The sequence below is a fragment of the Pedobacter sp. AC464 genome (assembly GCF_979253075.1).
Genome location: NZ_CEEDBV010000001.1, coordinates 463,661 through 477,895, shown reverse-complemented (window position 1 = coordinate 477,895; position 14,235 = coordinate 463,661). Strand labels below are relative to the sequence as shown.

Annotated in this window: 15 protein-coding genes; 5 read left to right on the top strand and 10 right to left on the bottom strand. The window is 43.1% G+C overall.

The genetic code is table 11. The features are described from left to right. The first annotated feature begins 153 nt into the window (after nt 1-153). A complete protein-coding gene (locus AC0IWT_RS02070) occupies nt 154-1,029 on the top strand; it encodes an alpha/beta hydrolase family protein (protein WP_471795770.1) in 876 nt (291 codons plus the stop codon). Nucleotides 1,030-1,634: 605 nt separating this feature from the next. Here the strand turns inward: AC0IWT_RS02070 and AC0IWT_RS02065 are convergent. From AC0IWT_RS02065 to AC0IWT_RS02055, 3 genes are all read right to left on the bottom strand, one after another. After that, nucleotides 1,635-2,411, bottom strand: a complete 777-nt coding sequence (locus tag AC0IWT_RS02065; protein WP_471795769.1) for an SDR family oxidoreductase — start codon at nt 2,409-2,411, stop codon at nt 1,635-1,637. A gap of 52 nt (nt 2,412-2,463) precedes the next feature. After that, nucleotides 2,464-3,042 (bottom strand): TetR/AcrR family transcriptional regulator, encoded by a 579-nt coding sequence (locus AC0IWT_RS02060; RefSeq protein WP_471795768.1) that lies wholly within the window; start codon nt 3,040-3,042, stop codon nt 2,464-2,466. Between the two features lie 463 nt (nt 3,043-3,505). Beyond that, complete coding sequence (locus AC0IWT_RS02055; protein ID WP_471795767.1) at nt 3,506-3,670, bottom strand: hypothetical protein; 165 nt, start codon at nt 3,668-3,670, stop codon at nt 3,506-3,508. Nucleotides 3,671-4,122: 452 nt separating this feature from the next. Here AC0IWT_RS02055 and AC0IWT_RS02050 point away from each other — a divergent pair, with 452 nt between their 5' ends. Continuing rightward, entirely contained in the window at nt 4,123-4,323 is a 201-nt protein-coding gene (locus AC0IWT_RS02050; RefSeq protein ID WP_471795766.1) for a hypothetical protein, read from the top strand. A 218-nt stretch (nt 4,324-4,541) separates the two neighbouring features. Here AC0IWT_RS02050 and AC0IWT_RS02045 read toward each other — a convergent pair whose 3' ends face one another. Together AC0IWT_RS02045 and AC0IWT_RS02040 are read right to left on the bottom strand one after the other, a co-directional pair. Next, a complete protein-coding gene (locus AC0IWT_RS02045; RefSeq protein ID WP_471795765.1) occupies nt 4,542-4,766 on the bottom strand; it encodes a hypothetical protein in 225 nt (74 codons plus the stop codon). Between the two features lie 273 nt (nt 4,767-5,039). Further along, nucleotides 5,040-5,195, bottom strand: coding sequence for a hypothetical protein (locus AC0IWT_RS02040; protein ID WP_471795764.1), 156 nt, complete (start codon nt 5,193-5,195; stop codon nt 5,040-5,042). A gap of 343 nt (nt 5,196-5,538) precedes the next feature. On the opposite strand from AC0IWT_RS02040, the gene AC0IWT_RS02035 reads away from it, so the two are divergent. Beyond that, on the top strand, nt 5,539-5,814 hold the full coding sequence (locus tag AC0IWT_RS02035) for a hypothetical protein (protein WP_471795763.1): 276 nt from the start codon (nt 5,539-5,541) through the stop codon (nt 5,812-5,814). Nucleotides 5,815-6,241: 427 nt separating this feature from the next. On the opposite strand, the gene AC0IWT_RS02030 is transcribed toward AC0IWT_RS02035, so the two are convergent. Next, complete coding sequence (locus AC0IWT_RS02030) at nt 6,242-7,126, bottom strand: polysaccharide lyase (protein WP_471795762.1); 885 nt, start codon at nt 7,124-7,126, stop codon at nt 6,242-6,244. Nucleotides 7,127-7,593: 467 nt separating this feature from the next. Here AC0IWT_RS02030 and AC0IWT_RS02025 point away from each other — a divergent pair, with 467 nt between their 5' ends. Continuing rightward, nucleotides 7,594-8,067: a hypothetical protein gene (locus AC0IWT_RS02025; RefSeq protein ID WP_471795761.1), complete on the top strand. Its 474-nt coding sequence runs from the start codon at nt 7,594-7,596 to the stop codon at nt 8,065-8,067. A gap of 174 nt (nt 8,068-8,241) precedes the next feature. Here the strand turns inward: AC0IWT_RS02025 and AC0IWT_RS02020 are convergent, their stop codons facing one another. Then, nucleotides 8,242-8,697 (bottom strand): JAB domain-containing protein, encoded by a 456-nt coding sequence (locus AC0IWT_RS02020; protein WP_471795760.1) that lies wholly within the window; start codon nt 8,695-8,697, stop codon nt 8,242-8,244. A 256-nt stretch (nt 8,698-8,953) separates the two neighbouring features. Here AC0IWT_RS02020 and AC0IWT_RS02015 point away from each other — a divergent pair, with 256 nt between their 5' ends. Continuing rightward, complete coding sequence (locus AC0IWT_RS02015; protein WP_471795759.1) at nt 8,954-9,358, top strand: hypothetical protein; 405 nt, start codon at nt 8,954-8,956, stop codon at nt 9,356-9,358. Between the two features lie 15 nt (nt 9,359-9,373). On the opposite strand, the gene AC0IWT_RS02010 is transcribed toward AC0IWT_RS02015, so the two are convergent. The 3 genes from AC0IWT_RS02010 to AC0IWT_RS02000 form a co-directional block, all read right to left on the bottom strand. After that, nucleotides 9,374-12,049: an alpha-L-rhamnosidase gene (locus AC0IWT_RS02010; RefSeq protein ID WP_471795758.1), complete on the bottom strand. Its 2,676-nt coding sequence runs from the start codon at nt 12,047-12,049 to the stop codon at nt 9,374-9,376. A gap of 75 nt (nt 12,050-12,124) precedes the next feature. After that, nucleotides 12,125-12,331 (bottom strand): hypothetical protein, encoded by a 207-nt coding sequence (locus AC0IWT_RS02005; RefSeq protein ID WP_471795757.1) that lies wholly within the window; start codon nt 12,329-12,331, stop codon nt 12,125-12,127. Between the two features lie 190 nt (nt 12,332-12,521). Next, complete coding sequence (locus tag AC0IWT_RS02000; RefSeq protein WP_471795756.1) at nt 12,522-14,228, bottom strand: hypothetical protein; 1,707 nt, start codon at nt 14,226-14,228, stop codon at nt 12,522-12,524. Nucleotides 14,229-14,235 lie beyond the last annotated feature (7 nt).

The following is a 14,235-nucleotide window of genomic DNA, read 5'->3' as shown; positions in this document are numbered from 1 at the left end:
TGTAACCTTATCAGTTGGGATGTTGTCCTAGCTAGGAGATCAGCATATAAACATTACTTTATAACCACTCTTACCATTTCCAGTGTATCAGAACAAACAACGAGAACCTGCCAAATTATCACCGGAGACTAATAACCAATTTAAACACCACCAATGAAACCATATCTACTTTTTCTGCTTTGCTTTCTCACGCTGAGATCACTGGGACAAAATACTCCTGATTCTATTCATAAAGAAAATTTCAAGACTGAGAATATTAAATTCAATAGTGCCGGTGTGATTTTGGAAGAGTCTATTTTTATACCTAAACATGCGGTTGCCGCGCTGGTTCTAGTCCATGGATCTGGTCAGGAAACCAGAATGAGTGCTATAGCTTCACTTCTAGCCGAAAACGGCATTGCTGTATTGACCTATGATAAACGTGGGGTGGGGAAATCTGGCGGAACATATGCCGGGCCGGAAGTTGGCACCAATAACATTGATGCCTCAAATTTAGACATATTAGCTTTAGACGCAAGCGCTGCTATTGATGCCTTCTTAGGCCATCTGACTACTAAACGTCTTCCGCTGGGTTTAATGGGCTTCAGTCAGGCTGCATGGATTATCCCTCTGGCAGCAAAGAAGAATCGAAAGGTAAAATTTATTACTTTATTTAGTGGACCAGTCGTTACAACCCTCGAACAACTGCGGTTTCAGTTTTATACGAACGGCAATTCGGACTTCTGGGAAACGCATAGTGAAGTGGACGCACGTAAACATATCAGTAATGACCCTGACAAGTATCAATTTGCGCCTACTGACCCGCGTGATGCGCTTTCCCTGCTCTCTATCCCTGGGCTTTGGCTCTATGGTGGGAAGGATATACAAGCACCAGTAGGTTTATCCATAGAACGCATTAGTGATCTTAAAGCAACAGGCAAGCAATATACATATAAACTATTCCCTGAATTGGGACATAATACTGCCAAATCAAAGGACGCATTTAACTTTGCTATTCAATGGATTAAGTACATCGCTAGCAGTATGTAAGGGCAATTAGCTCTATTTAGGATAATCTAGTAACTTTTAGATGACTTGAAGGCTTTAATTATGGTGAATTCAGGAGCGGTTAGATGTTCACAGATTAGTGCATTGATAGAACAGATTTAAAAGAATTTGAAGCAATAGTAGGCTTTCATGATGAAAAAATGGGTGAAACCGCCCTTATCTTTGTTTAGAGGGAAATGGATAATGGCTTTCTTGAATTCAATCATTAACCAGTTTTGGCCCGAAATGGCTAGCCTACTTCCGAGGCTTATCGTCACTTTTGTCTAAAGCCTATAGATGACACAATATTTGATTAAATCCTAAGCTGCACGCTGAGCTTTTTCAACCTTGAAAATCATTCTTTCAGCGATGGATATGTAACCCTTCACCAAGCATCGCTTAAGATGATTTAGACTTTTATAACAGGTCGCGTCAGTTGGAAATTTAATTGTCGCGTGTTACCTCAATTGTGGCGGATATATCGGTACCCTCTTGCGCATAGACCAACCAGCAGGTATAACAGAAAGGTCCAATCTAATGTAGATTGAACCTTCCTATGTAACCGATTATTATTTTGCAGATGCCACAAAAATGAGGCACATGGGATGTTAAGCGACCACGGGTAAAGAACCGCCATCAATAGCATATATAGTACCGGTGAGATAAGCAGCGGATGGTGACACCAAAAAGTGCACAAGCTGAGCCACCTCTTCAGGTTCGGCCATCCGACCCATCGGAATACCGCCGGTCTGTGCCATCAGTTGTTTCATTCCTTCTTCGGGCGTAATACCAGCTGAAGTTGCGTAATCATTCAAAAACTTAATCATCGGTTCCGTTTTTGTGGCACCTGGAGCTACGGTAATTACACGGACCCCTTTGTCAGCCAGTTCGGTGGCCAGGGCTTTACTATAGCTATTCAGCGCTGCCTTAGACACTGCATAAGCCATGTTCAAATTCCATAATGCCTGTTTGCCCGCAACTGAGGAAATATGAATGATCACACCGCTTTTTTGTGCGATCATTTGTGGCAGTAGTATTCTGTCAAGCCGCATTGCAGAGATCAAGTTCAAATTTAACTCCTGTTGCCAGTGTTCATCGGTTAGTACGCTATGACCACCACCCGGTGTGGTAAGCCCGCCTACGTTATTGATTAAGATATCGATGCCGCCAAAAGTACCTGCTATTTCCTGAGCGAGCCCTGCTACCTGATCGGCATCGGTCAGGTCTGCGGCAATAAAATGATGAGGTGTAGCCTCCGGCTTCGTCCTGGCACTCACGATCACAGTTGCACCAGCTTGTGCTAATTCGTTGGCAATCGCTTTACCAATACCTTTTGTACCACCGGTAACCAGTGCTCTTTTTCCATTAAGATTTTTAAATTCCATGTTTGTGTTCCCTGACATTCTGAAACAAATGTTTCAGAATTGTTAAAAAAATTTATTTAGTTAATTGTTTAATAAAGTATTCAGCCATGCGTTTGATCTTAACCGGGTCCTTGTGCAGGATGTAAGATTCATACCAGCCTGTCCAGGTGCTGTTGAAATAATCTGCAAGCAGAGCCGGATCTTCATCATTGCAAATCTCGCCTTTATCCATTGCTTTTTTGATGAGGTCATGTAAAAACTGGTAGGAACGTTGGTCATCAGCTACCAATATTTGCTTTACGCGTTCGTCATTGGTGGCGACCTCAAACGCACTTTTCACCGCCATGCAGCTGTCTTCACCGTTAACAATGATATTAACTGCCTCGTGTATGTAATCGACTAACACGGACAATGCCGACCTTTTACTTGTTAAGCGCCTCTCCCAATCCTGTTTTCTGATTTCAGTATAATGCTGAACACAACGCAGAAATAGTTGCTGTTTGTCTCCGATCGTGTTATACAAGCTGCTGCTATTAATCTGCATGGCATCGGTAAGATCCCGCAGCGATGTTGCATTATAGCCTTTCTTCCAGAATACTTCCATTGCTTTCTGAATCGCTGCTGCTTCATTAAATTCTACATTCCTGGCCATGACCTTACAAAGGTACTCAAATCTGAAACAAGTGTTTCAGATTTGAGTCATAATTTAGAGGTTGGTCAGGAGCTAAACGGTAGCATTAATCCATATAACTAACTATCAATGTATTTTTTATTAAAAAAACCATTTAGTAACCTATTCGATATTCGTTCCTACCCAAGCATTTTTTGCAACCGGACGTCTATTCCCTACATCTAGGTCTCCAACTGTTAAAAGTTACGTTTGAACTGTTTTCAACAATGCCACGCCATTAAGGTAATAGCTGTTGAAAGGAATGGAAGGTAAAATCACGACGTAAGCCGCCGTACCAAAAGGCTCGGGCCAGCTGTGTAGTAAAAGGACGAAAACAGACCAAATAAACAATAACCTGCATAGCATTGAAATGGAAGCTTGCCAACCGAGCCTTACATTCTAAATGAAACTGCAAGCAATGGCAAACCAACTAAATATAGGATTCCTAAAAGCTTGTTTCGATGTATGATTCTTGAGATTGCAAAAACGATTTTGTTGAGCCCGCAGCATTTACAAAGCCATTGGGTTTTAGGTCCATTTTGAGTGCTGTCTGAGCGAATGTTGCTGCCGTTGTGAAGATTAAGCCAACTGATAATAAAAAACGTTTCATAGGTTGAAAATTGGGACAATAAATATCGATGTATTTTTTGATGGGTTTAAGATAGAATATGGCTTATACAACTATTGAATTCATTGATCCTATGTGTATTGTTCAAAATTTAACTCAAGTATGAGTACCACTTTTAGTAACCTTGTCATTTACGATTTTCCGACTACCTACTTCACTTATAGCGGCATGTTAAACTAATCCTAACTATTTAACTAACTACCCTTGGCATTCATAGCTAAGGGTTGTTGTCTGAAATGAGATGGCATCATATACAACGCGAGCTGCTGTGAATTCGTGAAAAGCTTGCTAAATGACTTATCTATTAACGATCCTTGAGTATAAAGCCTGTGCCCATTTATAGGTTATCCAAAAATGATTCATGGTATTTATACCCAATCAAAGTTATTCTACGCTTATTTAAAACCTAATATTGTGGATTCGGTTTACTATGCATGAAAGCTAGAAACATACTAATGATTGCAGCAGGTCTATTCATGTTCGCTGCCAGTTGTGTTAACGATCCGGAAAAACATACTGAATCAGAATCCGACCCTATGGGTAAAGATACCGTACACCACGACACGTTATCAAGAGATTCGTTAGCTAGACACGATTCTACAGCCAGGAAATCTGCTCACACGCAACCACAATAATTTGTTGACCGGAGAACAGCTATTTGAATATAATTTATCGTTTCGTGACTACAGCGGAAGCGACCGTGACGAGTATGCTCAAAACCTTCAAACCGCGTTCTTCTTGTTTGGCCAAGAAAAGGTTTTCAAACTGCTTGAGCAGGGCGAAAGGCAAAACAAGAAATCGAACTCATTGAGGATTTCACTGTTATTGGTGAACCTACAGGGATGAAACTGGTTTAACTCAAATGGACCTTTTCGCCGTTTCTTTCTATTATGTTTAACACGTTGATAGCATTCAGGCCATTTGTAGAAAGGTAAATCTCGAAATGAACAATATCACCAGTTTGAAAGATTAAACCATTTAGTTTAGCATGAAATTTAATTCTTTGGTTGTTGCCATCTTCGATAATACCGACTTTTGCAACTTTGTTGTATGAGCGAATTATCCCCGTCCGAACCATAGCGAATTATTTTTAGTAAATCTAGTAATAATCGCTGATATTCAATAGTTTACGAAGAGGCTATTTACTTCATGAGTGATTTGGCTGAATAAAACTGATTTTCAAAATCAATGACATGCTGAGGTTTGTTTTCTTCCGTCCAGGTTGAACGCACTGCGGCCCGGAGAGGCGTAACGAAACTTTCTTTGGCCAGTTGAGTTTTTACTAGCAATATAACCGGATCATATTGCTCAGCATTTCTAAGATGTGCTTGTAATTTTATATCCCAATTGTCTAACGCTCTGCGACAGATGCGCCGCGGCCTACCACACTTTCATTAATATCACCTGGTAAAATGCAGATAAACCCAGGCGATTCATTATACACTTCCGCTCCGAGTTTACCCGCAATTCCTTCAAGGGGTATTTCATGTCGTTTCCTGCGTGGCATTTTAAAAATTTCTATTTGGATTATATTGAGAATCGTCTTCTCCGCGCTCGTTTCTATATCTGTTTAAAAACTCCTCTACCTCTTCGGGTGCCTGGTTATTTAATACAACCGGGAGGCGCATTAAAACCTAATTAAATCATTAGCATTAATTGACTGTCGCCACCTGGAAGGTTCCGGATAATAGGTATAATTACCTTGAATGCTAAACCGGTCAAGTCTATTCGCGCAGCGGGTCTAACTCCAATAGAGCCGGTTTGAGGATTGCCGCCACGATGACAAATAATTTCGATAGTTTATAGAAGATACCTAATGCCATTGTTTTTGCGTTTTAAAATAAAATTTTATGAAGCCAGTCACGATGATGGACAGTGCTCGCCTGGAAAGGCATGAGCAACCAATAAGCAATATTGAGCAGTTAATTATTAAAATTCTTGACAAGCTGGAAACCCCGGATAAACTGTATACATCGATTGAACTCCAAGATTATTTAAGAAAAAGCTCTACCTGGGTTGATGCCAATATACATAAAGTAGGTTGCTCAAAAATAGGCGGTGAATGGAGATTCAGAATATCAGTACTTGATGAATACGTTAATGAGACGTTTCACAAGGAGTTGTAAACGGCGGATATTTCAATTTTTATCCTTCAGGAAAATTTACTGATATCGAAACGGCACCTTCTTGTAGTCAAGAAGAAGTACTCAACCTACTGGCTGACCAGATTGAGGCACAGCATCCTTTAGGACTTGATTTCGGAAATGCTGACTTGTCGGAATGAAAAAAAACTTCAATCAAAGTTAACTCAGCAATGACCTTTCACGTTCTGGAGACTCTTGAATAGTAAGCGCTGTGAGTAATTTTAGAATATGCTGACTAAGAACACCACGCTGAGTTTCTGTGAAAGCTAAATCACCGCGCGTTTGGTTTAACAACAGACATTCTGCAGTTGATGAATAATCGAACAACCAGGCCCGTTGGACCTGGTTGCGCTCGAGGAATTAAATGGAAATATTTAATGAAAAAAACAGGAAAGGATTATTGAAGAATCTATTGAACTTTTTTGACCACCAGGTCATCAAAATAAATATAGCTGGTTTGGCTAGAGCCCCAGACGGCAACATCTTTTCCGCCTCTAAAATTATGAAAAGATAGACGGTTAATCAACCGCTGAGCATCATTGGTCGTCCAGCGGATAGATTGATCAAGTACGGTCGTTCCATTAATAAGCACCTGAACCCATCCGTTTTTACTGGAACCGGTATTACTTTTCACATATAGGTGAACGGTATAGGTTGAACCCTTTTGTAAGCTGCCACTTGAAGGGTAAGATTTACCGAAAGTATCGCCGCAGGGTCCCGCCATATCCCTATGATAAACATAAGGCTGAAAGTACACCCGGCTTCCACTGTTGTACCACATAAGCCTCAGGCTCCCCCCATTTCCGTCGGTCGCTATGTCGCAGCCCGTATTGCCTTCGCCAATCAAGAAGCCAAAGCCTACTTTGCCGCCTCTGCTCCAATCAAACTGACTGTGAAAACGAACCTTAAAGGTAGCTTCATAGGCAGATCCGTCGGAGATGTCAGCCCCTGCTATCAGACCGTTTGATACCGAGTTTGGCGCCAGGGTGGCCCTCGCCCAGCCGCCTGAAATGTACGCCCGGCTTTCATTCCAGCCGGTCAAGCTTGCCATGGCAAAATCACTGCTTGCAGCGGAATAGCTGTATGCTCCGTCCGGACGATCAAATTGGGTATTAATGTTACTGGGGTAAGCCTGTGCGGCTGTTGTAGCCATTGTTTTTTGAATAGAAAGCTTACCAGCGGACTCATTGATTTCTTCGGGCTGTGTGTAATCTTTATCACAGGCACCCAGGCAAGCTGAAAATAAAAGCATAGCCGTTCCCGTTAATTTGGGAAAATTAATTTTTTGACTCATCGCAATTTGGTTAGATAAAAATTTAGTTAGAATGCTAAACGCTACTTTTTGTGAGCATCGCTAGCTGTTAATTAGTTTTGATTAATCCTTTCTTAACTAAATATAGCACAGTCAGGTCTCAGAGCAGTCCAACAAAATTCAGGAAACGAAGAAAACAACGTCTAATTAAGTTTCAAACGATTGAAATAATATCATACTTTACAAGATTATTAAAGCTTACCACTTTTGCTTATCCTAAGCATCTTGATTGATTTTAGTTTTAGGAAAATCCATAATAGATACCTTAAATGGATAGAGGCCAGCTAAATACCCTTAATAGCAATAAGCACCTAGCGCCACAAAATCGACACCCAGGCGATAGAGACGACTGTTATTAATATGACGGGCGTGATCGGGCTCGTTTGACAACTATATCAAAAATCCTTCGATATTGGAATCATATTTGTATGTTCCCAGCAAAAATGATCATGAGCACTAAACAAAGTTTTTTAGCATTCATCATATTGCTAAGTGGATTTTATAGCTGTAAGCAATCCAAAAAAGAAACATCAGCGGGCAAAACGCTCGCAGACAGCACAGAATCCTCCATAAAAGGCTGCTACCTGTTCGTGGCGAATAGGGATACCTTCCAACTGGCGATTACCAGTGTTGCAAAAAATGATGTTGAAGGTTCGTTAATTTATAATTTTTTTGAGAAAGATGATTCCAAGGGAACTTTCAAGGGAACTTTTGACGGCAATATCCTAAAAGGCGATTATGCCTTTGAGGCTGAAGGCCAAACATCTGTCAGGGAGGTTATATTTAAGAAAACGCCGACGGGTTTAATAGAGGGAGGCGGAGAAATAAAAGAGGCAGGTAATAAGGCCGTGTTCTCAAACCCTAATGCGATATCTTATGATAACGGTATAACCTTTACAAAAACTGAAACTTGTTTGCCTTAATCCGTGCTAGATATCCTAATAGCGTCGTTCCCGGATTGATAGGCTTTAAAGCACTAACTGAAGTCAGGCGTTTGCCAGACGGACTTTGTGCATTTCTTAAGCTCGGGAGCGGGGCTCGACAGATTAATTAGAATGGAAAATTAGCTTCTGTGAATAGGTCACAGAAGCTAAAAACTACATTATCCCTTCATCTTTAAAGCTTAGGTAGGTATCAGGGCAAACGATAATATGATCAAGCACCTTGATGTCTAGCAGCTTGCCCACCTCAACGAGTCGTCGGGTAAGGGCAATATCGGCCTCACTGGCATCCGATTCTCCTGAGGGATGGTTATGGGAAAGAATGATGCCACTTGCACAAGCTTTGAGCGTAATCGCAAAGATAATCTTTGCATCTGCAACTGTCCCTGATATTCCCCCTTGAGAGATATTCACCATGCCGAGCACCTTATTCCTTCGGTTAAGCAATAATATTTTGAATTCTTCTAAAAGTTCAAGTCTGTCCAGGTTCCAGTTATCGAGCAGAACATGGTAAGCTTTAAGCGAACAGTCAATTTCCGGTCTTAGAGAAGCTTTAAACTTTGGTTTGTAGCTGATTTCGATTTCGGCTAGCTGATACAATGCATTTTCCATAATATTTTAATTTAATTATGGTGCCGCCACAGGTTTTACGACCGCCAAAGCACGAAGAAGCAACGGAATAAATGGGAATGCGGGGATGGCCACAGGCGGGTTTATGCCGGAATTTCTTCTGCGTGCCGGTTGTCGAACCTAAATTTGTACCGGATTAATTGAAGTCTCCGACATAATATTATTGATATCAAGAAAGCTTTTCGTTGAAAGCAGTTGTATTTTGTCTCAGTAACTCAAAGGTCAAGGTCAGCGAAACGTGCCTAACCGCGAGGGCATTGCTGAGCTGTGGGTGGCAAAGGGACACACAACCAAATTGAATGCATTGCAAGGGGTTCCAAAGATGTTGCAAAAGCCATTTGTTTCATCGCGTTTTATAAGGAGAGTTCCCTGTCAAGAAAAGTCACTAAGTTCCGGACAAAGGTCGGCATCCGCTCAGAATCCACTCTGGGAATTCTCGGTAGAAAGTACCTCGCCCTTGCTTTCGGGCGCAGGGTTATTTCGCTATCAAGTCTACATTTATCTGCAACCTGTTCATATGAAAGTGATCACCTTTCAAACGGAGTTTCATATTTCAGCACTGAGCAATAACGTCAGTGTAAAAGCAAAGGGTAAAGTCATCATCGGAGTGGGGCTTAAAAGCCCCACCCAGTTTAGACCTTAAATATTTATCCGGCGGCTACCTAATCTGAAAATGGTAGGTACCGGCAGCGAGGGTAATAGAGGCCTTCGATAATTTGCCATCCAGATAGACGGCCTTGCCTGTGTTTTTCGGCAGTTTAAGTGAAGCTGACGAATTTGGTGGGATGACAGCAGTATATTCAATGCTCTGAGCATTGCGCTTCCAGGAGGACTTAATGGTTCCATACCGACCGCTGTGGGTAGACTCAAAGTGCTGAAGGGATGCAATGAAATGCGGTCTTAAATTTACATTGGCGAACCCGGGTTTTCCTTCATCGATCTTGATTCCACCAACACCCTTGAAAAACCATGCGCCGATCTCGCCGAACATCATGTGGTTGTCAGAGATGTCCCTGGTCGCCTGCATGTTCCAGTTTTCGTGAAGTGTGGTCGCCCCGTTTACAATCCACCAACCCCATCCGGGGTAGCTTTCCCGTGTCGCCAACTCGTAGGCAATATCACTATAGCCGTTGTCACTCAGCGCGTTCAGAACAGCCTTTGCACCGAGCACCCCAACATCAATCTGCATTCCGTCGGCTTTGACCCTTGCAGCGAGATTGTCGGCGACCCTTTGCCTGAAGGCATCGGGAACAATATTCCATTGAAGGGCCATCGCGAGCTCAGTTTGAACGCCCTTACCGTAAATGCCCATTGAGGAATTGAAAAACTTATCGTTGATGGCTTTTTTTATATTTCGTGCGAGGCTGCTGTATCGACTATAATCGTTGCTGTTCCCAAAAAGTCTGGCCGCTTTGGCCAGAATATCGGCATCAACATAAAAATAGACGGATGAGGTGTATTCCAAATCCGACTCGGATTTAACCGGAACCCAGTCGCCCCTGCCGAATGTGGTCAGATAGCCCTTAGACGTATTTTCAACGTAGCCTACATAATTTTTAATGCTTTGATAATTATCCCTTAGCAGTTTGCTATCCCCATAAAACATGTAAATATTCCAAGGGATAATTGCTATGGTACTAGTCCAGTCAGTTCCGTTGGCGGTCCCATAGCCCCATCCACTGGTCGGTATGATATCCGGCAGCACTCCATTTGGCTGCTGCTCGTCCCTGTGATCGCCCATCCATTTCTCGTATACAGTAATAGCGTCAAAATTATAAAGTCCAGTTTCCACTGCAAAGTGACCGTCTCCCGTCCATCCGTTTTTTTCACGCTGGGGACAGTCTGTTGGCAAGCCGAAAAGATTCGAAAGGTAGGAATTGTTTGTTGCCCACCACAGTTTGTCTAACAATCCATTAGAGGAGGAAATCCTGCCCACAGGAGGAACATCGCTGTGCATGAAATATGCCATCAGGCTTTTACTTTCTAGCGAAATGGGTTTTGATGCGAGGACTTCTACGTACTGAAATCCCTTGTAATTAAAAAGGGGCACAAATTCTTCTTCGCCACCACCCTTTAGAATAAAAATATCGGTCTGAAAGGGATCCGATTTATCCTTAGGCCTGTGGTAAACATCGATATTGGATAGATCTGTATGCCCGTTGGCGTAAAGCCTTTCCGCATGCCTTAGCCTGATGACTGTACCGTGTTCACCGGTAACCCTGAGCCTGCTCACTCCAGCAATATTTCTACCCAGATCAAATACATAGGTACTGTCGTCAAATTTTCTCACTGTCTTGGGCGCAACCTCTTCGACGTTTCTTATCGGGTGCATCATTTGAGAAACTATATTACGCGAAGGTGCAGCACGAAGTGCTACGCCGCGCCATCTGGAATCATCAAAACCCACTGCATTCCAGCCTTTTTGCTCAAGACGTGCATCGTAATGTTCGCCGGTATATATGCTGTTTGAAATGAGCGGCCCATGGCTGGTTTTCCATTCCGGACCGGATTTAATGGTCTCTATAGTCCCGTCCGTGTATGTTATTCTGAGATCCAGACAGAATGCTGGTCTTGCACGCCAAGGCGCACGGTCAAAGTTCCAGACAGCCAGCGACTGATGATTGTACCACCCGTTGCCGAGCAGTACACCCATGGCATTGTTTCCCGGTGACAAATATGAGGTAACATCATAGCTTACATAAAGGTTCCGTCTGTCAAATCTGGTATACATTGGATCAAGGCGATGATCACCAACCTTTTTACCGTTAATATAAAATTCGTAAAGACCTGCAGCGACGATGTATGCCCTGGCATACTTGATTTTTTTTCCTGTGGAAAATTTTTTCCTGAAATATGGAGCAGCTAAGGTATTGATGTCGTTTCGATCACTAATCCAGGTGCCTTTCCAATTTTCCATGCCCATCATGCCTGTTTCAAAATCGGAAATTTCGGCTTTCAGTTTAGCACCGTTCATATCCCAAATTTCTAGTCTCCAGTAATATTTCGTGAATGGCTGCAGCGGGGAGCCGCTGTAAGGAACGAGGTTGTTTGCTGACATTACTTTTCCGGAATCCCATAGCAAACCTTCTCCTTTTGCTGTTTGTTCGGAATCCGTACCCAGGCACACCCGGTAGGCCAGCTGCTTCGCGCCCCGTCTTGCGTCAATCATAAGCCAGGTAAGTCTTGGATGGCCATTATCTATACCTATAGGGTTTGTCAGGTATTCGCATTTAAGCCCTGAGGGTACAGCGCTAAAAAGAAAGGTGCTATAGACAATCAGAAAGAGTTGAAAAAAAATATAGAGCGGGGTATGGGGGATACGGGTCAGTTTCATTATTTGTTTGTAGTCTTAGATTTAAACGTTGGTAAACGAAAGTTGTTAGATTGGTTAAACGGGATGAAGATCAGTTCATCTATCCGACTTTCGATATCGTTTCAAGTCGATTTCCTTTTGCCTGGCGAGGATTTCTGTTCTAGTTTCCTGTGCCGTGCGTTTGATTTCGCTTAGCATTTTCCGGCAACGGATAGCGGCGGCTATATTTTCGTGGGCGGCAAACTTAACGTAATGCATTTTTGCCTCCTGGGTCAATAGGAGCAATTTCTGAATTTTGTCCATTTTTTGAAAATTAATGTTGTTCAAATTTTTCAGGCTTATTCCGCGCTCGCGCCGACTTTACAAGTATGCGTATACTTAGGAATGAAATTTGATCGGCATGTCTAAGCATGCCGATGACAAATAAACCGCGAACTTGGCTATATAAACCGGACCGTTCAAGTAAGTATGACCAATGGGGAGCGCAACATCGCTAAAATGCGGAAAGATAAAGCCGCATCCTAGATGCCGACGGCCGGACACGAAATATAGCATTACTTTCAGGCTTGGAAAAGGTGCCTCCTTGTATCGTCGCAGCATAATCCATTCCCCCAAACCTGCATTCGAGTTTGGATGGACTTACCTTCGCAAAGGGCAACTTTGCCGTTGCAGCCGTTTCAAGATCCATGAACCAGTCCAGCTTCTCCTTCCCGGCGAAGCGGATGGCGAAGGTCTTTTCGTTCAGGTCCATCTCCAGGCTGCCCTGGACGGATGTTAGGGGCCAAGATATGTGTACAGCACTTTTCCCCTTTTCTGTAAATACCGGATCTCCCCCCTTTAGCAGGATTTCCTTTCCACCTATTTTTGCCTTGAAGCGAAGCCCTGCAAGCAGGTCTCTTTTGCTCCAGATGTAACCGTCGACAATTGGAAGGGTAAAAAAGGAGCATTCGTTGGAAGTTGCAATTTCTGTCGTGTATTTGTCGGGAAAGTTTTCATTGAACATGTGAATGTCCCGGATTCTCAGTCCATTATTCTCCCATAACAGGTTGATTCGATAAAAACGGCTGTTATACCACAGGGTTTTTAGTCCGCTGCCCTCGATGTCCTTCGTCACACCGAACGAAGTTGCCGGGGTAACCTTATAGTTTTTCTTAAACCAGATTCCTGATGCTTCCATCGTTTCGACCTTGAGTTTTCCCTCATCGCGCAGTTTTGCGATCAAGGGCATTTGGATCTCAAGCCCCTTTGACATGGCATTCCAGGTAAATGAATTCTCCTGACCAGCCTGAGTATAATTGAAACCGAGCGAGCGTTCCTGGGTAAAGGCTTGAAAAAACCAATCTACCCATTCTTTGCTTCCGCCCCCGAAACGATAGACTGGCTCGAGCGTAATCACGCCCTGTCTTCTGGTCCCAAGTCCGGTATCGTACTGGCGAACAGGATCGCTGCCGAGCATTCTGAATACTGGTACAGGAATCTGCTTTTCGGCATTCTGTGCGGGCATATAAGAGTTAATCTTGCTTGGGTAGTAGGCTTGGTTCCAATAGCCTCCCCAGAGGGTATAACCGTCCGTTCCATACTGATCCTTGCAGTTTGCAGAAGCTACGATACCGTATTTTTCATACATATAATTAAGGCTATGGGCATCGATAAACCAGGACGCCACGGATTTTGGAAAATAGCCGAAAACCTTTTTGAAATCGGCCATATAGACGTCTATGATTTTTTCGCGTTCTTGCGGAGTATAACCCGTAGCAAAGCCCACATCGGCATGCCAGTCCCACGGATAACGACCACGCCACTTCAGCCCGGCTTTTTCTATTAGCGGCTGAGGAAGTTCCCACCATGCCCCAATTTCGAAGGAATCCTTGGGAAGGGAGGAAAGGAGCTTCTGGTATCTGGAATCCATGAGTGCATCATACTGTAACAGGAAAGTACCCGGAAGATTATATTTTTTCATAATCTCGACCTGTTTAACGACGGTTTGGTAGAGTACATTTTGCGTGATCTTTGCATCCCGTGGTTCCAGCAGGCGGATAAAATTCACGATATTTACGATCTTTGGCCCATCCTTAGGTGGAATGACCTTCACTAGGCATCTCCCGCTAAACGAAGAGCCCAATAACAGCAACAGGGCAAAAATAACGGCTGTAGAAAATTGATAGCTTTTTAGCATGTTCTGTTGTGGTCTCTTTTTCATTCTTCTT